Annotated in this window: 22 protein-coding genes and 4 pseudogenes; 9 read left to right on the top strand and 17 right to left on the bottom strand. The window is 69.4% G+C overall.

What is annotated here, in order from left to right:
• Positions 1-34 precede the first annotated feature (34 nt).
• Positions 35-745 (top strand): annotated as a pseudogene (locus PBV52_RS50635) (ABC transporter ATP-binding protein).
• A gap of 315 nt (positions 746-1,060) precedes the next feature.
• The gene (locus PBV52_RS50630) at positions 1,061-1,750 is read left to right on the top strand and encodes an FtsX-like permease family protein (protein ID WP_274249161.1); all 690 of its coding nucleotides are present in this window, start codon (positions 1,061-1,063) and stop codon (positions 1,748-1,750) included.
• 91 nt (positions 1,751-1,841) lie between these two features.
• On the opposite strand, the gene PBV52_RS50625 is transcribed toward PBV52_RS50630, so the two are convergent.
• The 3 genes and pseudogenes from PBV52_RS50625 to PBV52_RS50615 form a co-directional block, all read right to left on the bottom strand.
• Entirely contained in the window at positions 1,842-2,438 is a 597-nt protein-coding gene (locus tag PBV52_RS50625; protein WP_274249159.1) for a transposase, read from the bottom strand.
• A gap of 197 nt (positions 2,439-2,635) precedes the next feature.
• The gene (locus PBV52_RS50620) at positions 2,636-3,085 is read right to left on the bottom strand and encodes a hypothetical protein (RefSeq protein WP_274249157.1); all 450 of its coding nucleotides are present in this window, start codon (positions 3,083-3,085) and stop codon (positions 2,636-2,638) included.
• A gap of 175 nt (positions 3,086-3,260) precedes the next feature.
• Positions 3,261-3,751: pseudogene (locus tag PBV52_RS50615) on the bottom strand (DNA polymerase III subunit alpha); the annotation flags it as partial.
• 237 nt (positions 3,752-3,988) lie between these two features.
• On the opposite strand from PBV52_RS50615, the gene PBV52_RS50610 reads away from it, so the two are divergent.
• Positions 3,989-4,582 (top strand): HD domain-containing protein, encoded by a 594-nt coding sequence (locus PBV52_RS50610; RefSeq protein ID WP_373922056.1) that lies wholly within the window; start codon positions 3,989-3,991, stop codon positions 4,580-4,582.
• 173 nt (positions 4,583-4,755) lie between these two features.
• On the opposite strand, the gene PBV52_RS50605 is transcribed toward PBV52_RS50610, so the two are convergent.
• From PBV52_RS50605 to PBV52_RS50575, 7 genes and pseudogenes are all read right to left on the bottom strand, one after another.
• Positions 4,756-5,625 (bottom strand): calcium-binding protein, encoded by an 870-nt coding sequence (locus PBV52_RS50605; protein ID WP_274249153.1) that lies wholly within the window; start codon positions 5,623-5,625, stop codon positions 4,756-4,758.
• A gap of 85 nt (positions 5,626-5,710) precedes the next feature.
• Positions 5,711-6,340, bottom strand: a complete 630-nt coding sequence (locus PBV52_RS50600) for a HEAT repeat domain-containing protein (protein ID WP_274250004.1) — start codon at positions 6,338-6,340, stop codon at positions 5,711-5,713.
• Between the two features lie 445 nt (positions 6,341-6,785).
• Positions 6,786-7,085, bottom strand: coding sequence for a pentapeptide repeat-containing protein (locus PBV52_RS50595; protein WP_274250003.1), 300 nt, complete (start codon positions 7,083-7,085; stop codon positions 6,786-6,788).
• Between the two features lie 498 nt (positions 7,086-7,583).
• Entirely contained in the window at positions 7,584-8,120 is a 537-nt protein-coding gene (locus tag PBV52_RS50590; protein WP_274249151.1) for a hypothetical protein, read from the bottom strand.
• Positions 8,121-8,133: 13 nt separating this feature from the next.
• Entirely contained in the window at positions 8,134-10,215 is a 2,082-nt protein-coding gene (locus tag PBV52_RS50585) for a hypothetical protein (protein ID WP_274249149.1), read from the bottom strand.
• A 247-nt stretch (positions 10,216-10,462) separates the two neighbouring features.
• A pseudogene (locus tag PBV52_RS50580) lies at positions 10,463-10,868 on the bottom strand (transposase); the annotation flags it as partial.
• Positions 10,869-11,287: 419 nt separating this feature from the next.
• Positions 11,288-12,223, bottom strand: a complete 936-nt coding sequence (locus PBV52_RS50575) for a LysR family transcriptional regulator (RefSeq protein ID WP_274249147.1) — start codon at positions 12,221-12,223, stop codon at positions 11,288-11,290.
• Positions 12,224-12,356: 133 nt separating this feature from the next.
• On the opposite strand from PBV52_RS50575, the gene PBV52_RS50570 reads away from it, so the two are divergent.
• Positions 12,357-13,649, top strand: a complete 1,293-nt coding sequence (locus PBV52_RS50570) for an MFS transporter (RefSeq protein WP_274249145.1) — start codon at positions 12,357-12,359, stop codon at positions 13,647-13,649.
• A gap of 71 nt (positions 13,650-13,720) precedes the next feature.
• Here PBV52_RS50570 and PBV52_RS50565 read toward each other — a convergent pair whose 3' ends face one another.
• Positions 13,721-13,864: a hypothetical protein gene (locus PBV52_RS50565; protein ID WP_274249143.1), complete on the bottom strand. Its 144-nt coding sequence runs from the start codon at positions 13,862-13,864 to the stop codon at positions 13,721-13,723.
• Positions 13,865-14,046: 182 nt separating this feature from the next.
• On the opposite strand from PBV52_RS50565, the gene PBV52_RS50560 reads away from it, so the two are divergent.
• Positions 14,047-14,361 (top strand): hypothetical protein, encoded by a 315-nt coding sequence (locus tag PBV52_RS50560; RefSeq protein ID WP_274249141.1) that lies wholly within the window; start codon positions 14,047-14,049, stop codon positions 14,359-14,361.
• Between the two features lie 287 nt (positions 14,362-14,648).
• On the opposite strand, the gene PBV52_RS50555 is transcribed toward PBV52_RS50560, so the two are convergent.
• Complete coding sequence (locus tag PBV52_RS50555) at positions 14,649-14,984, bottom strand: ankyrin repeat domain-containing protein (protein ID WP_274249139.1); 336 nt, start codon at positions 14,982-14,984, stop codon at positions 14,649-14,651.
• Between the two features lie 365 nt (positions 14,985-15,349).
• Here PBV52_RS50555 and PBV52_RS50550 point away from each other — a divergent pair.
• The 3 genes and pseudogenes from PBV52_RS50550 to PBV52_RS50540 all read left to right on the top strand — a co-directional run.
• Positions 15,350-15,454: pseudogene (locus tag PBV52_RS50550) on the top strand (hypothetical protein); the annotation flags it as partial.
• A 217-nt stretch (positions 15,455-15,671) separates the two neighbouring features.
• The gene (locus tag PBV52_RS50545) at positions 15,672-16,469 is read left to right on the top strand and encodes a thymidylate synthase (protein ID WP_274249137.1); all 798 of its coding nucleotides are present in this window, start codon (positions 15,672-15,674) and stop codon (positions 16,467-16,469) included.
• An 8-nt stretch (positions 16,470-16,477) separates the two neighbouring features.
• Entirely contained in the window at positions 16,478-16,984 is a 507-nt protein-coding gene (locus PBV52_RS50540) for a dihydrofolate reductase (protein ID WP_274249134.1), read from the top strand.
• Positions 16,985-17,567: 583 nt separating this feature from the next.
• Here PBV52_RS50540 and PBV52_RS50535 read toward each other — a convergent pair.
• The 4 genes from PBV52_RS50535 to PBV52_RS50520 all read right to left on the bottom strand — a co-directional run bounded on the left by PBV52_RS50535 (position 17,568) and on the right by PBV52_RS50520 (position 21,948).
• On the bottom strand, positions 17,568-18,143 hold the full coding sequence (locus tag PBV52_RS50535) for a transcriptional regulator (RefSeq protein WP_274249132.1): 576 nt from the start codon (positions 18,141-18,143) through the stop codon (positions 17,568-17,570).
• 164 nt (positions 18,144-18,307) lie between these two features.
• On the bottom strand, positions 18,308-19,462 hold the full coding sequence (locus PBV52_RS50530) for a hypothetical protein (protein ID WP_274249130.1): 1,155 nt from the start codon (positions 19,460-19,462) through the stop codon (positions 18,308-18,310).
• A gap of 237 nt (positions 19,463-19,699) precedes the next feature.
• Positions 19,700-21,334, bottom strand: coding sequence for a helix-turn-helix transcriptional regulator (locus PBV52_RS50525; protein WP_274249129.1), 1,635 nt, complete (start codon positions 21,332-21,334; stop codon positions 19,700-19,702).
• Positions 21,331-21,948: a hypothetical protein gene (locus PBV52_RS50520; protein ID WP_274249127.1), complete on the bottom strand. Its 618-nt coding sequence runs from the start codon at positions 21,946-21,948 to the stop codon at positions 21,331-21,333. Before PBV52_RS50520 ends, PBV52_RS50525 begins: the two co-directional genes overlap by 4 nt.
• 329 nt (positions 21,949-22,277) lie before the next feature.
• Between PBV52_RS50520 and PBV52_RS50515 the strand changes: the two genes are divergently transcribed.
• The gene (locus tag PBV52_RS50515; protein WP_274249125.1) at positions 22,278-22,994 is read left to right on the top strand and encodes a transporter substrate-binding domain-containing protein; all 717 of its coding nucleotides are present in this window, start codon (positions 22,278-22,280) and stop codon (positions 22,992-22,994) included.
• Here the strand turns inward: PBV52_RS50515 and PBV52_RS50510 are convergent.
• Complete coding sequence (locus tag PBV52_RS50510; RefSeq protein ID WP_274249123.1) at positions 22,991-23,437, bottom strand: alpha/beta fold hydrolase; 447 nt, start codon at positions 23,435-23,437, stop codon at positions 22,991-22,993. The genes PBV52_RS50515 and PBV52_RS50510 overlap by 4 nt on opposite strands.
• Positions 23,438-23,723: the final 286 nt, after the last annotated feature.

The following is a 23,723-nucleotide window of genomic DNA, read 5'->3' as shown; positions in this document are numbered from 1 at the left end:
AGGGCGCCACAGATGCGGACCCGAGGAGCCCTTCATGACCGAGCCGTTGATCGACCTGAGCGACGTGAGCCGCAGATACGACGAGGGGCCGCCCGCCCTGCGCGACGCGTCGCTGACCGTGTGGCCCGGTGAGGCCGTCGCGATCCTCGGGCCGTCCGGCAGCGGCAAGTCCACGTGCTCAATCTGATCGCGGGCCTGGACCGGCCGGACACGGGGACCGTCACTGTGGCACGGAGACCGTCACTGTGGACGGCGTACGGTCGACCAGTTGGGCGAGGCCGCGGCGGCACGCTTCCGACGATCGGAGATCGGCATGGTCTTCCAGTTCTTCAACCTGCTCGACGACCTGACTGTCGCGGACAACATCGTGCTTCCCACGCAGCTGGCCGGTCCGCCCCGAGACGAAGCTCATCGCAGGGCGGCGGAACTCCTCGAAACCCTCGGCATCGACCGGCACGCCCGCACCTACGCGGGGCGCCTGTCCGGTGGTGAACGCCAGCGCGTCGCGCCGGCCAGAGCGTTGATGAACCGGCCGCCGCTGATCCTGGCCGACGAACCCACCGGCGCACTCGACACGGCCGCAGGTCAGGACGTCAGCCGACTGCTCAGGGACCTCAACGCCGAGGGCCAGACCCTGGTCGTCGTCACTCACGATCTCGCCCTGGCCCGGTCCTGCACCGACCGCAAGGTCCGGATCGTCGACGGCGGGATCGCCCACGACTTCAGCGCGGAGATGGCCCGATGAGCGCGCTGGGCCGGGTGGTGCGCTCGGGCGTGGGACGACGCCGGGTGCAGACGCTCGTGATCGGCCTGACCGCGATGACGGCGGCCGCCGCGTCCGTCCTGGGAGGCTCGCTGCTGGTGGTCTCCGGCGCGCCGTTCGACGACGCCTTCGCCCGGCAGCACGGCGCCACCTGTCCGTCGCGTTCGACGCGGACCGCACGAGCGCCGGGCAGGCGGAGGCAACCGGGCGCGCCGATGGGGTGGCAGCTGCGCCAGGCCCGTTCCTCGCGGTGTCGGTCACCCCCCCCGCATCCACGACGGCGCGGAAGCGTGGCCGATGACCATCGTCGGCCGGGGCGAGCCCGATGGAGCGGTCGACGACCTCACTCTGGCCGCTGGGCGCTGGGCCACTGGCCCCGGCGACATCGTGCTGAACACAGACGCTTCGCCGTTCCCCGCCCTCGGTCTTGAACTCACCTTCCCTGGCCTGCCCGGTGCTCCCACCTTGAAGGTGGTCGACGCTGCTCGCTCGGTCACCCAGAGCGCCGACGCGTGGGTGACACCGGCCCAGGTCACTGAGCTCAGCACGCCCGAACGCCCCGGCAGCTACCAGATGCTCTACCGCTTCACCGCCGCCGACACCGCCGCACAGGTCTCGGCAGGCCGCAAGGCCGTGACAGCGGGAGTCAAGGCAGTGACGGGGACGCAGTCCTGGCTCACCGTCAGGGCGTCCGCCGAGCGCGACACCGCGCTGTATGTCCCGTTCCTCCTCGCGTTCGGCGTCCTGGGCCTGGTCATGTCGGTGCTGATCGTGGGCAACGTAGTTGCCGGCACCGTGGGTACGGGGCTGCGCCGGATCGGCCTCCTCAAGGCCATCAGCTTCACCCCGGCGCAGGTCGTGCGGGCCTACCTGGGCCAGGCGCTGATCCCGGCGGCGGTCGGCACGGCACTCGGCATCCTCGCGGGCCACCTGCTGGCCGTGCCGGTGATGTCCGAGACCGAGGACGTCTACGGCACCACCTCCTGATGTTCAGCCTCAGCACCATGACCCTGGTGCGGACACTGTCCGCGCGCCTGTCGCCGCTCTCCGCCGCCGACCCAGATGATTGAGTCCGAGATCAGTGATCGAAGGCGGTCAGTAAACGCAGGACGGGTTGATCGGTCCGGGCGTTGTGCCAGACGGCTCCGGTCAGGGCGAGGCACCGTTGGAGGACTCGGACGGTGCCCCGCCAGGGGGTGCGCCCTCCGTGGTGTTCGAGGCCCAGCTGGGCCTCGAGGGTCTGGTTGACCGATTCGATCAGTTGCCGCGGTGGCTCGAAAAGCGTTGATCCGGGCCGCTCGAGTTCGCCTTTGCGGGCTGGCAGCAGCAGTTGGGCTCCAAGGTCGGCGAGCTGTTGCGCGAACTCGCGGCCGTAGTGCTTCTTGTCCGCGATGATGGTCTGGCCCGGCCGTTCGGCGATCAGGGCCGGTTCGGCGGTGAGGATGTCCAGCAGCACTCCGCGCCGCTTGGGGGTCTTGGCACCGGCCAGGCCGAAGGCGACGGGCAGATCGTGACGGGTGCAGACCAGGTGTAGGCGCAGGCCCCAGGAGTCGCCTGAGCGGCTTGCGCAGTTCCCGTACTCGGCCCGCCCGGCCAAGTCGGACCGTTTCGCGGTCTCCCGGGACCGGCCGCACTCGATGGGGGTGGAGTCCACCACCCACAGGGCCTGAACCACCGCCAGCGGCACCAGTTCCGCGTCACTCGGCGCGGCGCAATCCCGAATCTTCGCCCCGCCACGGAGCGAGCTGCGGGGCAGCCCTCAGCAAGTCGTCGGTTCTCACATACAGGCCGGTGGCGAGGGTGTTCAATTCGATCGTCACACACCGACTCCGGACGCCTTCGTCGCGGCTCCGCAGGAAGAACGAGGGACCATCACGGTCCGGAGCTGGCGGGGACGCTCGGATTGGTCGTGTCGAAGTAGACCGTGTCCGTGCCGGGATCGAGATAGAACGCGCCGGTGTACGTCCCGGCCGTCATGTCGTGGTCGAAGGAATCACTCCGAACCCACCGTGCATCCTTGGGCACAAACTCGGCCAGTTTTTCAGGGAGCTGAGTTGGCAGCTCTGGCTGAAAGCTATGCTGCGAAGCCCCCGTGACGGCGGCAACGGTCCCCGCTCTCAGCTGGGCGGTTCCCACGAGGCGCACATCGGTGGGGCCCGGAATGGACCCCCGTGAATCGGTGCCAAGTACGATGCCGAGCCAGTGCGCACCTGACAGCGGGCCGAGGCCGGCGAACCTACGTTCCAGAGGCTCCAGGTCGGTGCGAACCTCGGCGTCATCTGCGCTCTTCGAATTCGCCGTGCACGCCGCAAGCAGCGTCACCGCTCCGAGCGCGAGCAATCCCCGACGTCCGAGACCCGCCATGGCACCCACAGGCCGCCCTCCCAAAGCCCCCACATCTCACGCCTGATCGTAGCCGTCGGCTCGCAGCGCTCACCCCTTGGAATTGATCATCTGGTCCCGCGCGACCACATGGTGACCGGGAATGCGAGCTGACGATGGCGCCGGCGCCGCGGTCGCAGCCGGTCATCTTCGACAGGATGGCGATGATCTGTTCGTGCCAGATCACCACTCCGTACGTGGCGTTGAGGATCGGCTCCAGGTCCGGGTGCGGGTAGCGGGGTGCGGCGCCATGCCGGGATGCGGCGCCGTGCCAGGGTGCGGCGTGCCGCGCGGCGGCGAACAGCGCGGGCATGCCGCCCTGGAGGAGGCCGGTCCGGAACAACGAGATGTCGGCGATGACGTCCTGCATGTGCCGCGGCTGCAGCCGCCCCACGAGCTCCTGCTGGCCAGAGTTTTCGAGCTGGAAGAGGCCGACGGGTGTCGGAGGCCCGGATGACTTCGAAGGCGAACCGGCCGTTGAGGTCGACGTGGTCGGGGGTTGTCCCGATCGAGCCGGCGGCCGGTGGTGCGGCGGATCTCCGCGTCGGCCTGCACCATCAGGTAGCCGCCCGGGGTCGGCTGCACCGGCAGCCGGTCCAGCGGGCTCTCCTCCTGCCCTGGACAACAAGCGCCTCCCTCACCCGCGTACATGACCAAACAGACCACTCACTCGGCATCACCGGCACCCGCGAACCACTGAAGCGGCGCACCGCTGCCGCACCCGCAAGCGCACTGGAAAGCGGGTGGAACAGCGGAAAACCACCTACACATCTCGCGGCCGCGGGTCGCTCAGAACCCCGCCTTCGGGACGCTCGGCCCGGTAACGTCACCGCGATGACCTCTATGCCCTCGGACCTGCTGTCTCGTGCCCTCGACGCCCCGGGCGAGCCGCCGCTGCGGCCACTGCCGCCCCTGGTGGCAGCGCTCCTGCATTCCCTGGGCGCCCCTCCCCGACTGGCAGCGCACCTGCGCGCCGTTCACGACGTTGCGGTTGAACTGGTCGACTGGGTGCGGGACCGCCACCCGGACCTGGCCGTCGACCGTGACGCCGTACTCCTCGGTGCGGCGACCCACGACATAGGCAAGACCTTGCACCCCGAGGAACTCACCGGGCCCGGCTCACGACACGAGGAAGCCGGTCGCAACCTCCTTCTCGACCATGGCTTCACACCGGCCCTGGCCCGGTTCGCGGCCACGCATGGAAGCTGGGCCGGCCCCGCCGTGACCACCGAGGACCTCCTGGTCAGCACGGCAGACAAGGTATGGAAGGACAAACGAGTACCCGACCTCGAGGACAAACTCGTCCGGGCGCTGGCCAACGCGACAGGGCGGGAGCCCTGGGAGGAGTACCTGGCGGTCGACGACCTCCTCACGCGCCTCGGCGCGGACGCCGACCGTCGCCTGGCCTTCCAGTCAGCGTTCCCCGTGCACCCCTGACCCACCCGGCGGCCGGTCGATCCCTGCAGAGCCCGGACACATGGCAGCTCCGGGTGCTCCACAGCCCCCCTGCCGCCACGCCCACTTGATGCTCTGCGCTTCGGAGTTCGATGCGAGGTGCCGGATCCCTCCGGGCCGGGCCGCATCGGTTGCTCATGGTGGTGCTTGCCGGATCAGGGACGTACTTCGACGTAGTCGCCGGTGGCCTTGGCCGGGCCAGTGGTGGTGGTGCCGGTGAAGTTCCAACGCCAGTAGCCGTCCTTGGCCGCCTTGACCGTGGTGCGCAAAGTACCGGTGTTGCCGGTGTTCACCGTGGCCACAGTGGTGTAGGTGCTGCTGCCCTTCGGGCGGAACTGCAGTTTCACGGCCTGGCCCGCGTATCCCGCATACCGGTAGGTGTCCCAGTTGGCCCGCACGAGCTTGCCGGTGACGGTGATACGAGCGCCCTTGGCCACCGGTTCTGGTGACGCGTTGACCGTGAGCCGCGCGGCACGCTTGAGGCCGAACGCCCCCACGCCAGGGGCAAAGACCGAATCGCCGTCGTTGGCGTCGACCAAGGCGTCGACCGACCATGTCCCCGCACTGGCGTTGGTCAGGTCCACCAGGTCGTCGCTGCCCGAGGCCGGGTGGGCGTTGACGGTGAACACCGTCGTGCATGCCGTCGCGGTCTCGCAGAACGCGTCGGTGGTATAGAAACCGCCGTGCGGCCCCTTCAGATCCACATCGGCGAAAGACAGACCGGAGTCATCCGATCCGGTGACCGTGACCGGGAACACCACATCGTGCGTGACACCCACGATGACGTCATGTCCGGAGTTGACGGTGGCACCGCTGACCACCGGGACACTGGACGCGGACTCGGCGGCGGCATCGGCCGAGGCGCCGGCACCCGCCAGCAGAACGGCGACGGCCCCCACCACGACACCACGGCTGGACGCACGACCAACGGGCTTGCGACGAAGGGCACGTACGGCGGTGACGGGCAGGGCGATGCCACGCCTGCCGCTTGGTCTGTTGCCAGGTCGTACGGCGAAGCGGCTCATGAATCCTCCCAGGGATGACAGTCCCTGCCACCAACCACCGCACAAGTGACGGCAGTTGGTGGCCGGCGCGAGAGACAGATGTGTGTCACTCCCTACGACTGCCGAACCAGCCCGATCGTTGCACTCGGCCAGGGATGGGAAAACGGCTCGCCAGCAGCCACTGGGGTCGGACAGCAGACGGACAAGACAACGGGACCGGCCAGGACGTCATCACGTCCCCGAGCGCGATCAACGCCCGGCTGAGGCTCAGCTGCGTCTCGCGTTCGCCGCGCCCGAGCTGTGTCGCCAACACTACGGCCAACTCGCGCTCCTCACCTTCGGGCACGAGCACGATCGCTGCCCGCCAGGCGCTCCGGGCCACCTCGTCGTCGGCGTCGGACACCAGCGCCGGTGTGATCGCCGGCCACGCTCGCCGATCCCCGATCTTGGACAGTGTGTGCAACGCCTGGCTCCGTGCCTGCGCACGCTCCGAGCGGACTTCGTCGAGAAGCACCGGGAGTGTCATCGATGCCGCGTGGCGGGTGAGTGCCCACGTCAGCATTTCGCGCACGTAGAACTCGGGTTCGATCGCGCATCGCTCGATGAGCTTGCCGATGAACCCCGGGTCCGGAGTCGTGCCGACCGCCAGCGCTGCCTGCAGCCGGACCGACGAGCTGTTGTTCTCCAGCCCTTGGAGAGCTCGCATCGTGTTCGTGTCCTGTTTCGGCATGGTCATCGGGACCACCTCCTTGACGGAGTGAAGACCTTGTCACTGTGTCAAGGTCAAGCGGAGCCAGGCTGAGAGAGGGCCAGACGCCTCCCCCTGGCCAACCCCACCGTCGAACTCAGCTCGCTGCTCGTTGCCGACTGGGCCGCCCCGCATGACCTGTGCGACGACCAGATCGCCTTCTTTTTCGACGCCGGCGTCATCGCCCCGGCAGGCGCCGCCGCCCTGAATCCTCACGACGAAGAGCTGTCCCATCCAGCTCACGATGGGACAGCGGTCAGTGTCTCCGCACCGTCGCGGCCATCCACGCGCGTGCCGGAACTCAGCACCCGCTGGAACGCACTCCTCATCGAGTCGATGGCGTGCTCCAGCGCCTCCCCTTAAGTCCGTCGACGAAGTCTGCGGCGATGTCATCGTCGAGGTCGAGGAGGATGCAGTCATCAGCGAAGCACGGTCACAAACCTTGGCCGGGTGAAGCCACGCAGGAGCCAGCCAGCCGAGGCAACGCAAGGTCGGCACCGCGCAGGCCGACCAGGTCGAATCGTGCGCCATCAAGGACTGCGCCGGTCAAGTCAGCTCCGCTGAGATCCGTCGCGCGCAGGTCAGCGTGATCGAGGCGGGCGTACCAAAAGACCGCCGTCCGAAGATCGGCTTGTTGCAAGTTGGCCTCTATGAGCGCCGCTCCCGCCAGCCAGGTCCCCGTTGGATCGGCTCGCCGCAAGTCCGCGCCTACTAAGCCCGAATTGCGCTGCACGAAGGCGCACAGCGCCTCGGCGACGACGCCACGATCCTCTCGGAAATCGACAGCACCCTCTCCAGGGCGAAGACCGCGCCGATGTCCCGGCGTGGTTCCTCCGGGACGGGGTGCCCCGGCAGGCTCCGCGGGGTTCTCGATGATCGAGCCATCTCCGCCCCCCAGTTGTACCAATCGATGCCGCTGCTCCTCGTCGTCCTCGGCATCGACACCGTCATGCGTTGGCGGGAGACTGTACTCCCACAAGGCTCCTCAAACTCAGGTCTGCAGCCACCAGCCGTGCTCAGGTCCGAGTTCTGGCGGGTCGCGACCAAGCTTCCGTGAAGCGTCGTTCAGATGTGGAACACCGAGTAGCGCTCACTGACGTGTCGGGGGCAGGGGCTGCCTGCAGCAGCCGAGGGCGAGCCGATTCCTTGCTTGCAGCGGCTACCGTTTCCGCCGGGTGCGAGGGGAATGTCTGACGGGTAAGCAGGCGGCTACGTCCGCACGGTTCGCGGGTCAGCCGGTGCCATCGGCGCGGCCCGTTTGCCGGTTCCCCCGTTGGCGCCACTCATGGAAGGGGGCGGCCCTTGCCAGGCCAGGGTCGACTGCCGCCAGGCCGTCGGCGAAGTCGGCGGCCAGCGTGGTCAGCATGGCCATGAGTTCGCCCTGGGAAATTCGCTCCCACTCCGGGTCCGGTACCCACTGTGTGCGCGAGGCGCAATGAATGGCCACGGCCCTGCCTTCCGGGCGGAAAGTCAGCGTTCTCTCGATGCCCTGGGAGTAGAGGTCGATCTCCACCTCCCGATGTGCCCTCAGCCCCGCAAGCAGATCCGGGAACTGCTCCATGAACGCGGACAGGTCGTACGCCACGTCGAGCGGCCACTCTGGCGTACCGAAGCCGCTCATGTGGAAGCTGCCGTTCCCGGCCTCGGCGAGGGCTTCGCACGCCTGCATGACCAGGGTTTCGTACTCCTCGTCCGGTTCCGAAGGGACCGGGGCGCCGGCAGGGGCGCCCCTGGGTACAGGTGGGCGGAACGATACCGAAAAGCTCATGACCTCAAGTTTCCTATTCCAGGTCAACGACCGGGTATGCCGTGCGGTAGAGCCCGCCCGGGCCCGGGACGAGGGTAGCCGCCCGGGCAGGGACGATGGTTCCGTCCGGCATGATTACCTGTCCGAGCCCTTCCGGGATGGGCACCTTGCGGGTGCCGGAGCCGGGTACGTGGGCGCTGCGCAGGAACTGCGCGGCGGCGTCGTCGTCCAGCCACTGGCCCTGCTGGTTGCCGGTGCTTCGGGCGCGATCGGTCAGCTTCTTCGTGTTCTTCGCGCCTGCGCCGTGGGTCTTGAAGCTGTGCCCGAAGGTCTTCACGCTCTTGGCCGACCAGTTCACACAGTCTTCGTCACCGGCGGTCTGCGCCGCAGGCCAGGTCGACCGGTTGTGGCCTGCCAAGGCTGCGGGGTACCGGACTTCCTGGACGCCGCCTCGGACCGGGTCCTCGAGGATGCCGGGGATGTGGTGGGTCGCCCCCGAGGCGCCGCGGGAGGTGGGGCAGTTCGCGCCGTCGCGTTCCTGCCGCACCTTGTCGACCAACCGCTTGACCTCGATCGTCGCCAGGGCACGGGCGGTGATCAGGGTGTCGGCGCGGTAGGGGACCTGATACTGAACCGGGCGGCCGCCGCTGGCCCGGGAGCGGGCCCGTGCCTCGGCCTTCTTCTGCGCCTCGACCGAGGCGAAGGTGGGACCGGCGCCAGGGTTGGAACAGGACAGGCTGCCGGAGACGCTGGTGCTGCTGACCGCGAACGAGCTTTGCGGGCTGGTGCACTGGCCCGCGGGCCTGCCGTCGATGCTGAAGGAAGCGGTCATCACCGCGGTGACCTTGCCGTCCACCAGACGGCTCTTGGCGCTGGTGGTGATCTGCCCGGAGAAGCTGTTCCTGGCTGTGCACCCGCCTGAGCCACAGTGCACCGTTCCCGAACCGCTGAGGTTCAGGGTGATGCCACTGTCGGTGGCGTTGTTCAGCTCCTTTGCCTGCTTCTCCAGGGTGTCGAACATGGTGTCGGCGGCATCCCCGGTGACGGGCGCCAGGTCCAGGCCGTCGGAATCGCTGCCCTTGAGTGGGCCGTCCGTCACCTCGGGGCTTTCGGAAGGGTCCTCGTCCGAGGCGGCTCTCTGGGCCGTGGCGTGAGCGAACCGGGCTGAGGCCGGCTCAGTCGCGCCACCGGAGGCCTCGGCCGGCCAGGAGGGGCCGTAGGGCTCCATGCGCAGCACCCGGTGGGGCTTCTTCCCAGTGACGAGGAGACGGCCCATCGAGGTGTCCACCGCGAGGGCGGGTGTGCCGTTCACCGTGGGCGGCTTGGCGGATTCGCTGGGAGCAGGCGTGTTCTCCAGCGCGTTCAGGGCCTTGGCGAGCTGGATCGCGAGCAGGGCCGGGGACGGCCTGCGTTCGACGACCTCCTGCGTCTCGCGGACGCCGCTCTCCTCCGCGACCGCCCATCTGCCGGAGGCTTCCGCGCCTGGCTCCGTGCCCTGGGCCAGGCCCTTGTACCGGGTGAAGGTCCTGCCACCGATGTGCAGGATCTCGCGGTCAAGTCCGCCGCTGCCCAAGCCGCTGGTGCCGAAGCTGCTGCCGGAGGCCGTGACAGTGATGTCCCGCTTCATCAGGCCGACGACGGAGTCCTGGTATCGCAGGCCGGGAGAATCGGCCAGCGCGGCCACGGCCTGCCGGAACGGCCCCAGGTCCCGCTTGGCCTCCGGCGCCTTTGAGCCCGAGGCGTTGTTCCAGACCAGCAGCCCGGCCAGCAGCGCGACGATCAGCACACCGATGCCGCCGAAGAGCAGGAAGCGCCCTCGCCGCTCGGCGGGCAGCAGTCGCCGTCCCTGCCCGCCCGGCGGCGGAAACGGCGAGCCGTACGGGGCGCCGTGGGGGGCACCGTAAGGGGAGGGCGATGCGAAGGGTATGCCCTGCTGGGGCGGGCCCTGCGGCGGTGGCCCAAACGCGCCGGGCGGAGCGGCATATGCGGAGTACTGGGGTGGGGCGGCCGGAGGGGCTGGGAGCGGCGGCCCGAAAGTGCCGGACGGCGGTCCGTCGGGGGAATCCTGCTGTGGCTGGCCCGTCGGGGGCCTGTGTGCGTCTTCATGCTCCGTCAAGGTGATCCCCCGTGTGGTCCGCCAGCCGCCCTCTCAACGGGGCAGCGCCCTTGCGCCCTGACTCTCATGGCCGCCGAGGACCGGAACGGGTGTCGGCGGCGGCAGGATTCGATCGCTACGCAATAGTGTGGAGTTGACGCAGCGTCACGCGCCGCTGCTTTCCGGACATCCGGTCCTGGAAGGGTCGCGGACCGGTTGGGATGCCTCGTAGGTGGGGCGCGGCACTCAGCGGTTGGCCGGCGCCGCATGGGGCCGATCGGATTGCCTTACGGATCCGGCGACACCCGGCCGGCCACGCCACCGTGCGCTCTACGGCCCAACGGTGGCGACCCAGCCGCTGAGAGGACTCGATGCCCCATGCAGGCGATATGCGGCACACCGTTCCGGGACCGGAGCCAGCCACGCAGGTAGTCGTAGTCGTAGTCGTACCCCTTGTCAGCGTGGAGCTTGGCGGGCTGTCGGCGACGCGGTCCACGCTGGGAGCGGATCGGCGGGATGCCCCGCACCAGCGGCTCGAGGCCCTGGCTGTCATGGGTGTTAGCGGCGGAGAGGTGCCGATGGAGAGCGGCATACCCTTCCGCTCGGTGATCAAGTGGATCTTTGATCCCTTCTTGACGCGATCTACGGGAATTCGGTCCCATCAGGTCGGCTCGTCTTCAAGCGCCTGCACAACCGGCTGCGGCGGCGCGGAACGGGAGCCGCCCGGGCGGCTGCCGAGTGGGCTGTCCACTTCGCCTTCGCTGTCATGTTCAGCGTGTTGGCCCGGTGACGCTCCTGAAGGCCCCGGAGCGCGTGGTCCTCGTACCTGGAGCAGCTGCACCGGACCGCCGACGTGGACAACAGCCCGGCGCCGAGCCCGGACAGCGGGGACAGTTCGCTCGGCGGCTCAATGGACGGCCCGCACCGGCCTGTGCCGCCGATCAAGAGCGAGGGTTGTCCGGGGTGAGGCGTACGGAAGGGGCGAGCCGGAATGTGCCGATGGCCTCGTCCGATCGGCTCCAGGACCTTTCTCGCGCGTCTCCCGAGTCACCCTCCGCCGATCCGGCCACGGTGATCGCAGACGTGGCGACTTTCAGCGTGCCATCCCCCAGCCCGGCGCCCAAGTCCCGGCAGCGTCGTGGCCGGCTGCTGTGGCGGCGAGCTGGGCGCGGAGGGTGACCAGCGCCGGGTGGGGGTTGTCGCGGTGCCAGAGGAGCGAGTGCGGGTAGACGGGTGTCGGGTCGGTCACCGGGATGCGGCGCAGGCCGTGGCCGTCGGGCCAGACGAGGCGGGTGTGCGCGCCCATGAAGGTGGCCAGGGCCGGGGTGTCGGCGACCGTGTCCAGGAGCGCGTCGGAGCCGAAGTTGGGGCCGGTCGCCTCGATGGTGAGGCCGAACTCGGCGACGAGGTCGTCGTAGTAGGCGGCCCACTCCGTACCGGGGACGATGCCGGGCATCCAGATCCGGTGGCCGACGAGCTGAGCAACGGTCACCGACCGGGCGCCCGCCAGCGCGTGGGCGGGGCCGGTGAGGAGCTGCAGCGGCTCGTCGAGGACCCGGACGGACGCGATGTCCTCGGCAAGAGGCCGGCCGGGCGCGGCGACGGCGCGGAAGGACGCGTCGATCGCACCAGAGCGGATGGCGGCGACGGCCGTCTCGATGTCGAGCAGCATCACCACGTCGAGGTCGATCTCGGGGTGCGCGTGGTGGAAGCCGCGCATCAGGCCCGACGGCGCGCCGCGCGAGGCGATCACGTCGACGCGCAGCGGACGGCGGCCGGTACGCACGGACGCGACCGCGCGCTCGGCGACGCGCAGCAGCTCGCGCGCGTGGGGCAAGAACGCCTGCCCGTCGATGGTGAGCTCGGCACCGCGCGCGGTGCGGGTGAACAGCCGCACGCCGAGGTTGCGCTCCAGCGCGGCGATGCGCTTGGAGACGGCCTGCTGGGTGACCGCCAACTCGGCGGCCGCCTCCTGGAACTGCCCCGCGTCGGCGGCGGCGACGAAGGTCCGGACGATGTCGAGATCCACGTACGAGACCCTACGGGTACAACCGTTGGTTGTGGCCAGGTGGCCTCGCGGTTGTTTGATCCCCGCCTGTGGTGCCCGCTTTGATGTTTCCGGTCGCGGATTGGTTGTGCGGGTGAGCGGCGAGGGGGCGGGCATGAGGAGCGGGCACCGGCTGGGACGTCTGCCGGGACGTCTGCCTGGACATCTGCTCGGACATCGGCTGGGGCGGCAGTTCGGGTGGCTGTGGGCAGCGTACGGAACCAGCGCGCTCGGCACATGGCTCGCCTTCGGCGCGTTCCCGCTGATCGCCATCCAGGTGCTGCACGTCGGTCCGGCCGAGGTCGCCGCGCTCTCCTGCGTGGGGTCTGCGGTGGGAGCGGCCGTGGCGGTACCGCTCGGCCCGTGGGTGGAGTTCCGCCGCAAGCGGCCGGTGCTGATCTCGATGGACCTGGTGCGGTTCGCGGCGCTGCTGACGATCCCCGCCGCGTTCGCGCTCGACGTGCTCACCTTCCTTCAGCTCCTGCTGGTGTCGGTCGTCGTCGCGGCGGCCGACATCACCTTCCGCGCCGCCTCCGGCGCGTACCTCAAGACGCTGCTGCCGGCCGAGGACCTGCTCGTCGCAAGCGCCCGGTTCGAATCCACGGCCTGGACGACCACGATCATCGGACCACCGCTGGGCGGCGCGGCGATCGGGCTCCTCGGTCCGGTGGCGACGGTGGTGGCCGACGCGGTCAGCTACCTGCTCTCGGCCCTCGGCATCCGCGCAACAGGCGGGCACGAGCCGCTGCCCGAGCGCCGTAAGGCCGCGCGTATGCGGGCCCGGGACCTGCTCGACGGCTGGCGGTACATCCTCGCCGACGCGATGCTGCGACCGCTGTTCTTCAACACCGCCTTGTTCAACGGCCTGCTCATGGCCGCCCAGCCGCTGCTGGCCGTCCTCATGCTCGGCCGACTCGGGTTCACCCCGTGGCAGTACGGCCTCGCCTTCGCCGCGCCCTCGATCGGCGGGCTGCTCGGTTCCCGACTGGCCCGACCCCTCGTCACCCGGTTCGGACAGCACCAGGTCCTCATCGCGGCCGGGGCGCTGCGCGCAATCTGGCCCATCGGCCTGGCCTTCCTGGGGCCGGGCACCGGCGGGCTGCTGCTGGTGATAGGCGTCGAGCTCGGACTCATCTTCTGCTGCGGGGTCTTCAACCCCGTCTCAACCACCTACCGCCTCGAACGCACGCCAACCGACCGGGTCGCCCGCACCCTGTCCGCCTGGGCGGTGACGACAAAAGCCTCGACCGCACTCCTGACAGCCGTCTGGGGCGTACTCGGCGCCCTGCTCGGCCCGCGCACCGCCATCGGCCTGGCCGGCCTGCTCCTGCTGGCGACCCCGCTCCTGCTCCCCCGCCCCGCAGCAACGCCTGTCTCCAAGCCCAAGCCGGCACCGAGCCGCACCTGACAGGCCCCCACGCCCGTCACCATGCTCCCCCGCGGTCTGCTGCTCGGCAGATACGACGTCGCTGGGCGCCTTCAGCGCACCGGCCGCACCACCACCCTCGCCCAGACGGCCACCGGCACGGTCGCCTGCCTGCTCGCTCCGGTCCGGCGCGGCCGTCCTTGGACAGGCCGGTCGTTCTCCGCCAGGAGGGGCACCAGCCAGACGTTGAATGTCACGCTGGTCCGTGCCGAGCTGGTGGTGAACGTCGACGTCGCACGCGCCGCACGGCGCTGGCAGCCCATCCGGTTGACGGGCCTGTCCGGGCGATCGCGTGCCTGTCGAGCTATGGACGCGCGTTGCGGTGGGTGTCATGATCACGCCGTTGCCGGGCGTGGGCCCGGCACACCGGGGAGAATCCGTGAAGCTGTACCTCGCCATGCCTCTTGTCGTGTTGGCATTGCTCATCGCCGCCTCCGGCGTTGCGGCGGTTACCCGTGGCTGGGTGCTCCCCATGAACCGGCGCCATGTTCGCACCCCGCGGATCTACGGCTGGGGTCAGCTGGTGGTGGCCTTTGCCCTGTGCTGGCAGCTGGTCTTCGGGTTGGTGATCAGCGATTCCGGCGCCCGGCCGGCGGGAACGCTGATCGGCGGCGCGATGCTCCTGGCTGGCATCATCTTCATGATGGTGGGTCAGTTCGCCGGTGGTGACCGGAAGGGCGACGGCACACCGTAAAGCCTGTCCGAGCGATCATGTTCGGAGCCAGATGACGAGTGCAGCTGCTGTGGCGGTGCCGAGGAAGACGTTGCCGCGCGCGCAGTCCCAGCGGGTGGCGACGGCCCGGGACTGCTTCCGCCCGTTGATCGCTCGTTCGACTTGATCGCTCGTTCGACGGTTTTGCGTTTCGTGTACCGCTCCTCGTCGAAGTCGGATGGCCGTCCGCCGCGTGATCCTTTGCCGGACCGATTCCCGGGACGCGGATCTTTGCCGGCACCGTCTGGAACTGGTCGGGGGGTGCACCCTCATCTACTGGCGCCGCTTGGTCCGTTGATGTGCCGATGCAACAGCTTGACCGCCAGGTCATGGCCGTAGTGGACCGCGAGGCCCATGGGTGTTTGCCCGTCAGGATCCGGGAGCTGCGGGTCAGCACCGAAGGCCAGCAGCACTGCGGTGGTATGCACGGTCAACGGGCCGCCACTCTGCAAGGCGCCATCGCACTCCGCGTCAATGGCATGCGTCAGGAGCGTCATGTTGTCGCATACCTCATCGGGGTCGACTCCCTCGGCCAGCAGCTGAGCCAAGGTCTCGGCATCCTCGTACTCCGCCGCCTGATGGGCGGGAGTCCACGTGTTCTTCACGGCGGCATTCAACCCCCTGTTCCACCAGCCCCACCAGAAGCTTTACCCGCCTCCGATCAGCAATTGAGATGAGCGGTAACTGAGGACGAAGTCGCTGGTCAGGCCGGGAACGATCGTGACGACCACGAAGGCCTGATCGGGCACGTCCAGTCGATCAAGAACCGGCCTTCCAGCTTCGCCAGGTCCTGTGAACCGGTACCGGGGTCCCTTAGCCCAGCGAAGCGCTCCCGGTATGCCGCCGTCACCCGCGGTTCCGACGGGTACGTGGTCGTGGCGCCCGTACCGACGCGGGTAACCCGGGCCGCTTCGGCCTCTCGGCCGGTATCTCGTTGATGGCCGGCATCGGGTGAACCAGCGCTGAGACGATCTGTCCAATCCGGTCCTGTTCGGGCGTTGTCGCGGGCGACGAGCCCGACACCGTACTGATCGGCGGCGGATCCGTTACCGTCTCCCCGCTCGGCGAGGTCCTCGCCGACCCGCTGCGCGACGGCGAGGGAATCCTCACCGCCGAACTCGACCTCGACGACCTCCCCGGTGCCCGCTTCGACATGGACACCACCGGCCACTACGCCCGCCCCGACGCCTTCACGCTCCACATCGACCGATCCCCCCTCCCCCGCGCCACCGTCACCAGCAGCCAACGGGTGCCGGGTGTCGCCTCCAGAGCCGGCACTAGACTCGATCTCCGTGGCGGATACACAGTACGAAGACCTGTTGCAGATGGTGCTCACCTCCGGGACGGCCAAGGCCGACCGGACGGGGACCGGCACCCGAAGTGTCTTCGGGCACCAGCTCCGCTACGACCTCTCGCAGGGGTTCCCCCTGGTCACCACGAAGAAGGTGCACCTCAAGTCCATCGTGTACGAGTTGCTGTGGTTCCTGCGCGGCGACTCGAACATCGGCTGGCTGCACGAGCACGGCGTCAGCATCTGGGACGAGTGGGCCGACAGCAACGGCGAACTCGGCCCCGTCTACGGCGTGCAGTGGCGATCCTGGCCCGCGCCCGACGGCAGGCACATCGACCAGATCAGCCAGGTCCTCGACACCCTGCGCCACGACCCGGACTCCCGCCGGATGATCGTCTCCGCCTGGAACGTCGCTGATCTGGACCGGATGGCACTCGCCCCGTGCCACGCCTTCTTCCAGTTCTACGTCGCCGACGGCAGGCTCTCCTGCCAGCTGTACCAGCGCAGCGCGGACCTGTTCCTCGGCGTCCCGTTCAACATCGCCAGCTACGCCCTGCTCACCCACATGGTGGCGCAGCAAGCCGGCTTCAAGCCGGGCGACTTCATCTGGACCGGCGGCGACTGCCACATCTACGACAATCACGTCGAGCAGGTCACCGAACAGCTCGCGCGCACCCCGTTCGACTTCCCGGAGCTGCGCCTGCGCAAGGCCGACTCACTGTTCACCTACGCCTACCCCGACGTGGAAGTACTGGGCTACCGGCACCACCCCGCCATCAAAGCCCCCGTCGCCGTATGAACAGCGGCGTGGACATCGGACTGATCTGGGCACAGACCCTCGACGGCGTGATCGGCGCCGACAACGCGATCCCCTGGCGCCTCCCCGAGGACATGGCGCACTTCAAAGCGACCACCCTCGGCCACCCCGTGATCATGGGCCGCAAGACCTGGGACTCACTGCCCGCGCGATTCCGTCCGCTGCCCGGCCGGCGCAACATCGTCGTGACGCGCGATCCGCTCTGGACGGCCGAAGGCGCGCAGCGCGCCGGATCCATCGACACGGCGCTGGAGCTTGCGGCCGAGTCGCCGGAGCCGACCGGTACGGCTGCCGCCTGGGTGATCGGCGGTGGTGAGATCTACCGTGCGGCCCTGCCGTACGCCAGGACGCTGTCGGTGACGGAAGTCGACGCACCGCTGTCCGGCGACACCTACGCCCCGCCACTCGATCCGACGTGGCGGATCACCGAGGACACCGGCTGGCGGTGCTCCACGACCGGCCTGCGCCACCGCATCCGTCGATACACCCGTCCGTAACCGGGCACAGGCGAAGTTCGAACAGCCGCCAGTACGCGCCGTACTGCTTGCGCGGGACCATCGTCACGTCCTTGCCCCGCCCCCCGCAGGACCTCGTCCACGAACGCCGCCAGCTCCTTCATCGCGCCGGACTGCCCACAGCACGACCGCCCCTGGCCGCCACGGGTACGGCCACGCCGGAAGGCCGCTGCCCTGGGTAACCGCAAGGCGGACCTCGAGCGTGGGCTCCGTCGCGCTCTCGCCGAACGCACTACAGATCGGCCTCCGCCGATTGCGGAGCGCCCTGCGGAGCGGGGCACGCCACGAGCTGATGGGGCTGCATCCCGGGGCGGCACGACGCTGAAGGCCCGTCCCCGACGCACCGCGGACGTCGGCAGGGCTTGGCGCGCTGGGGCCCGCGGCAACGCTGGGCTACTGAGCGAACACAGGGCTGCTGAGCGGCTGTTCGGGCCGACCGGCCGTAGGTGAAGTTCTTGATCCGCCGGGCTGGCGCCTGTCCGCTCCGGCGAAGTTCCGCCGCGACACCGGCGTGAACCACACATCCCTCAGGAATCTGTCCTGTGGGTCACTCATGTTCTCTGCATCAGGCGGCGAACCCGATGTTGGTGACGTACTCGTACTGGCCCCACTCGGAGCCGAGGTCCACCACCGCGTCGCTGATCCAGGCGTCGTCCAGGGCCGCTTCGTCGTCGTTGGCCCACGCCTCGACGATGCGGTCCCAGTGGCGGACGTTGAGCGTGCGGTAGGAGACCACGCGCTGGCGGGGTCGGTCGACTTGGGACTGGTTGAGCGGGTGGAACTCGACGCGGGTTCCGCGGCCTTCACGGTTGAGGCGCGAGAGGAGGTAGCGGGCCACGTTGTGTCGTCGCACCGTGCGGTAGGCCGTCTCGATCCCCTCGAGGTTCTTCCTCGAGGGGCTGCGCTTGCCGTCCAGCCACGCCTTGAGGGTGCGGTCGGTGACAGTCAGGCCGGCCTCGCGGGCCGCTTGGCGGGCGTGGTCGGTACGCGTAAGGTAGTGCAGCCGCGCAAGCAGGCCACGCGGTGCGGTGATCGGGGTGGCGATGAAGCTGGCGAGCGCGTCGAGCTGGCGGGCGACGGCCTCGTGTCCCTTGATGCCGGAAGCGCCGTATCTGCCGAACTCGATATTCCTCTCCGGCACCTTCATCTCCTCAGCCTGCGCCTAGTTGACGGAACCTCAAGCGCATCTGTCTCCGGGCGAGTCAAGAATACCGGGTTCTGGAGTGGTGAAGTGCAGCTAAAGGCCACGCCTGGTGCGCCTCGGCGACTAAGAAGCGGGCCGGCGAGCAGCCGGCCCGGCCCCGCTCACGCCGTGGAGGTGACCTCCTGCTGCTTGCCGGCTTCACGGCCACCTGCCAGCCGCAGTGTCGCACGGGCCGCCATCCCCGCCATGATGCCGAAGGTGAGGGCGGCCGGGACGCCATTGCCGAGCTTGGAGAACAGGTACACGGGCCCCCACACGGTGGCGGTGTCGTCGATCGCCATGTGCAGCACTTGGCTCGCCAGCAGTCCTAGCACGGTTGCGCATACCGCGCCCACCGCCATCGCCGGCACCGTGATCCGGGTGAGCAGGCCGGGCAGGAGCCGCAGCGCCCACCACACCACGCCCAGCATGAGCACATCGGCGGCTCGGTACAGGAGCCAGTCGCCGAGCGGCGTGGTCGCCGGGCCCGTCCAGCCGCCGAGCAGCAGCCACGTGCGCAGCAGGTCGCCGGGCTCGGACAGCATCCCTTCGCCGCCGAACGAGGTCTGGATCCAGGCCGCCACCGACTCGTACGAAAGGACCACCAGCGACAGCGCGATCACCGTGGTTCCGACGCTCGCGGCCAGGCGGGCAGCGCGCGGCGGCACACTTTGCCGGGGCGACGGGTCCGCACCCTTGGCCGTGACACGCGCCACAAGCACCGTGAGCAGGGCGGTCGACAGCGACACGAACACCGTGACCGGCCCGCTCGAGGCGATCACACCCGCCAGCTGCGGCAGGAACCGGTAGCTTCCGTGGCCCCCGGAGGCGATCAGCCACGGCGCGGAGACCGTCACGGCCAGCGTTCCGGCCACCGGGCCCCAGGCCCACAGCGCGAGAAACGTGGCAGGCGTACGGCCCTGCGTCGGCGGCATCCTGCGGACCAGGAGCAGCGCACCGGCCAGGAAGAACACAAAGACCGCCACGAATCTGATCTGCAGCGCGGTGCTGTACAGGCCGGTGTACTGGGTGCCTCCGCCCAGGGCCGTGTCCCCGCCCGTGCCCGCGTCCGCAGTCCCGTCCGACAGCAGCTCCATCGGCGGGTCGTAGGACCAGGGTGCGAGCCATCGCCGGAGTTCGCTCGCGGACTGGGCGTCGAACACGCTCGTGGTGCCGCGCAGTTGCAGGGCCTGCTCGCTCGCACCCGCCCACCACAGCAACAGCGTGAACAGCAGGCCTCCCACCAGTGCTGGTATCACCGCGCGCCGATATGTCATGTGCCTTCCCCCGCCTTGGTGCCGTATCCGTGAGTGTTTCGGTCAGGCGAAGAGTAGGCGGTCGTGATCGCTTTCGGCATGTGTCCGGCCGTACGGCGGACCGTTCCCTGTGCAGCCCGCCGCCGCTCCCGGGCCCGGAGGGGATCGCTGGAGCCGGTTGCTCTTCATTGCGCGGCCACTTCGTGCACGGTCTGGAAGACCGCCTTGCCGAGAGGCCGTTCGCCGGTCCTTCCGGCCTCAGTCGTCGTGTTCGCTACCAGGGGCGGGATCCGGCTCGGCGCCGACGGAGTAGACGTCTTTGACCTTTACCTCGCTCACACCGCGTCCTTCAGGGAACACCGCGCGCCAGTCGCCGGTGACGTGGAGTTCGTCGGTGCCCATCGCGCGGACGACCATCAGGCCCTCGTCGTACGCCCGGTGGGCCTTCCACCACAGGTTCGCGAAGGCCTGCGAGCGGATGAGGTGCATCCAGTCGGTGCGGTACAGCTCCCGGTTGTAGTTCGACTCCCCCATGGTCGAGACGAACTTCGAGTACATGGCCTTGACGTACTCCAGCGTCACCTCGTCGCCCTCGGCGATCGCCCGGTCGCGCGCGTCCTTCAGAGCGACACGGAACTTCTCCAACAGACCCTCCGTGGCCCCCGAGGTCCACGACTCGTGGATCTCCGGCGGATCGCACAGCCCGTACTTCGGCCCCGCGAGACGCAGCAGCAGGCGCAGGGTCGGCTCGGTCACCCACAGGGGGCCCGGCTCGTCCCGGCTGCCGATGGGGTTCGGGAGGTAGGCGTCGTGGTCCCACGCCGACGGGGTGATCAGGTGGACGCCCGCGCGGCGCCGGTCGTGGTGGTCGCCGGTGGAGTGCTCGAGCTGGCCGAGGGGCAGCCATGTCTTGAGCGCGCTCAGGTAGGCGCCGTTGATGTCGAGCGCGGTCACCTCGTGCTCGCCGGGCGGCAGTTCGGGGCGCGTCCACTTGGGGCGGGCCTCCCAGATCTGGTCTGCGCCGCGGGCACTTTGCTTGCGCAGGATGTCGGGCAGCCACGGGTGGGCGACGATGTCGTACCGGCCACCCCTGCGGGTGGTGTCCAGCAGCGTCATCGCGTCCGGGATCGCCTTCTTGACCAGCGCCGCCGTGGCCTTGTCCACATCACCGGCGTGGCTGGTGAGGGCCTCGGACACGGCCTGCCCGATCAGGTCCGGCATGTCAGCAGCCGACTGTGCCCGGCGTCCGATCGGCATGATCTTGACTCCCGGACCGGTGCTGGTGGGGTGCGGCCGGGTCCGGGGCGCCTGTCGTCCTTCCCGGCCCGCGGTCCTGACCGCGGGTTGCGGTGCGGAGGCGGCGGGTTCAGCACTGGTGCCGGCAGCGGCCGTGCATTCGGCGGGGTCGAGATGCTGAGGGAAACCGGCGACTTGGTGGCGGGCGGGTGCCCCGCACAGAACGCATGGCTGAGCTGCCGGGAGGGCCTCGACCTCGTCCGCGCCTGCGTCCCCGCCCGCGTCCCCGCCCGGGGCCCCGGTCTGCGTCTCGTCGCCGTCGGACGGGGCGTCCGCGTCCTCGGCCGGGGGTGCTGCCTGGGCCTCGGCCTCGGCCTGGTCCTCTGCCTGGGCCTGGGCCTGGGCCTGGGCCTGGGCCTGCAGTTTGACGCGCGCCTTGTCGAGGAAGTACGCGTACTTCTCCCGCAGTTCGCCGTTCGGGTCCCGGCCGGACTCCCAGCCGCCGACCGTGGACGGGCTCACTCCAAGGGCCTGCGCCACCTGTGCGCGGGACACGTTCAGCCCCTCGCGCAGGCGGCGCCGCTCGTCTGTGGGAGGCAATGGGACCTGCTGACGGGCGCCTTCCACCAGGGCGTCGATGGAGTCGAAGTCAGTCACGAATTCTCCCGGGCGGCGGGGTCGGCTTTCAGGTAGGCGATCGGGCCGCCCGAGACGGCGGTGTGCACGCGGGAACCGAGCAGTTTGCGCGTCAGGTCCGCCATCGCCCGGTCCGTGGCCAGGACCCTATAGGTATCGGGGGCGTCGAGCGTTCCCACCCGGCCGACGACGGTGGCAGTGAAGGAGTGCCGCACCTCACCACGCCCCAGATGCCGTGTGTCGTCTCTCCCTTGGATGGCGAGGACGCCGGTCACCCACCCAGCCACAGCCACCGGCAGCACCCCGGCGGTCACGATCGTCTCCGGCTCGCACCGCCACCACTGGCGGGACGCCTCGAGGAACTGCTCGTCCGTCAGGAGGGGCGAGTCACCGATGAAGTCGCGGTCGTCATCCGGGTGGGAGGGAGACGCGGCCGCGGCGGTGCGCAGCACCGGGAGCATGCCCTCAACGACGCTCACGTGCGGAGCCCGGGCCAGCGTGAGCACCCGAGTCGCCTGCAGGTCCCCGAGAAACCTGCTGTCGAGCAGCTTGCTGACGGTGTTGGGCGACAGACCCAACACGTTCGCCGCCTGGGCGCGGGTGAGCACCTCCTCAGTGGAATCTTCGGATTCCACCAGATCAATGGACGGCAGCACGTCAACCTCACTCGGCAGGAGCTACTGGCGCACCTACGACAGCAATCTCCTGTGCATTGGATCAATACACAGTGTATTGCGTCAACACACAGTCCTGAGGGACGGGAGTGAGGGGGAACGATGGTGACAAGGCCGGAGGGTGAGAGCACATCACCGCCCCAGGTGCTCACCGCGGCCTCCGGGACGGTGCCGCCCACTCTGACGGCCGAGCTCGCTTCGTCTTCCTCCGCCAGGGGCGCAGGCCACGAGCACAGAGACCGCCATGACCAGGCAATTGTCCCGCTTGCGACACGCTCTAGACTCGCGCCATGAGTCTGCCCTCCCTCGCCGCCGACCTTGCGCCCACAGGTACCCTGCGTGCCTCCATCAACCTCGGCAATCCCGTCCTCGCGCAAGGCACACCGGACGCGCCGAGCGGCATCACCGTCGATCTCGCTCGGGAGATCGCAGCCCGGCTCGGTGTCCCCGTGGAGTTCCTCTGCTTCGACGCCGCACGCAAGTCGTTCGAGGCGATGGCCGACGGGCGGGCCGATCTGTGTTTCCTCGCGATCGAGCCCGCCCGCGAGGCGCAGGTCGCGTTCACGGCCCCGTACGTGCTCATCGAGGGCGTGTACGTCGTGCCCCGGGAATCCGAGTTGAAGACGCCCGAGGACGTCGACGCGCCGGAGGTCCGGATCGGAGTGAAGGCCGGCTCCGCGTACGACCTCTACCTCACCCGCACCCTGCGCCACGCCACCCTCGTTCGCGGTGACGAAGGCGTCGACATCTTTGCCGCGCAACGCCTGGAGGCGGGCGCGGGCATCCGGCAGCCGATGACCGCGTACGCCGACGCGCACCCCGAACTGCGGCTGATCCAGGAGGGGTTCATGCAGATCCGCCAGGCCGTCGGCACGACCACCACCCGGCGGCCGGAGAGCGTCCGATTCCTGCGGGAGCTGGTCGAGGAGCTCAAGGCCGACGGCTTCGTCGCCGCCTCACTGCGCCGAGCGGGGCAGCCCGAGAACCTGGCGGCCCCGTCGGCCTAGGGGGTGGGTGGCGCTGTCACCTGATCAACGGCATCCTCATCCCAGTCGGCCACGAGGCGAGTCGTGCGCTCAGGGTGTTGTCCTTCGTGCAGATAGTGCCCGGAGTCCGGCCAGTACTCCACTACTCCACGCGGGATCCCGGTGCGTGCAGGGTGCCGCGTTCCCACATCGCCTCCCTCCGACGTCCACACGGTGAGCGCCGGTTGGGTGCGCGGACGGAGGTACGCCTCGCTGTGAGGACGGATGCCGACCGCGCCCGGGTCGGTGTGCATGCCGGCGTACGCCTGGGCGACGACTTGGTCGGGTGTGCCGAGCACTGTGCGGACGTGGGCCGTGCTCAGTCCCGGCGGGGCGTCCAGATCCGGTACGACGCCCCGGAACCGCCCGGCCAGCACCTCCGCATGCGGGGACCACTCCCGGCCGCCCCCACCCCAGCCGTGCACCAGCAGCAGGGCAGCATGTCGATCTGGTCGAGCGCTCCTGCGCGGCCTGCTCCCGCAGCCACAGGACCAGGTACCAGTCCTGGTCGTTGGCAAGGGAGTCTGCGCTGTGCGCGAGCCTGCCGTCGACTGTCGAGGGCATGACGAAGGCGCAGGTGGCGGAGCCGTCCTCGCGGTAGTTGGCCATTTTGGCGCGCAGGATCGCCTCGGCGACGCAGTCCGTGCCGGGGTGCGCAGACCGGTCGGCAAGAGCAGGAGGGTGACGGCGCTGAGGGTGCTCCAGTAATGG

Origin of the sequence: Streptomyces sp. T12, assembly GCF_028736035.1 — a bacterium.
Taxonomy (GTDB): domain Bacteria; phylum Actinomycetota; class Actinomycetes; order Streptomycetales; family Streptomycetaceae; genus Streptomyces.
The sequence above is the reverse complement of the archived record's forward strand: the minus strand, read 5'-3'. Positions and strand labels throughout refer to the sequence as shown.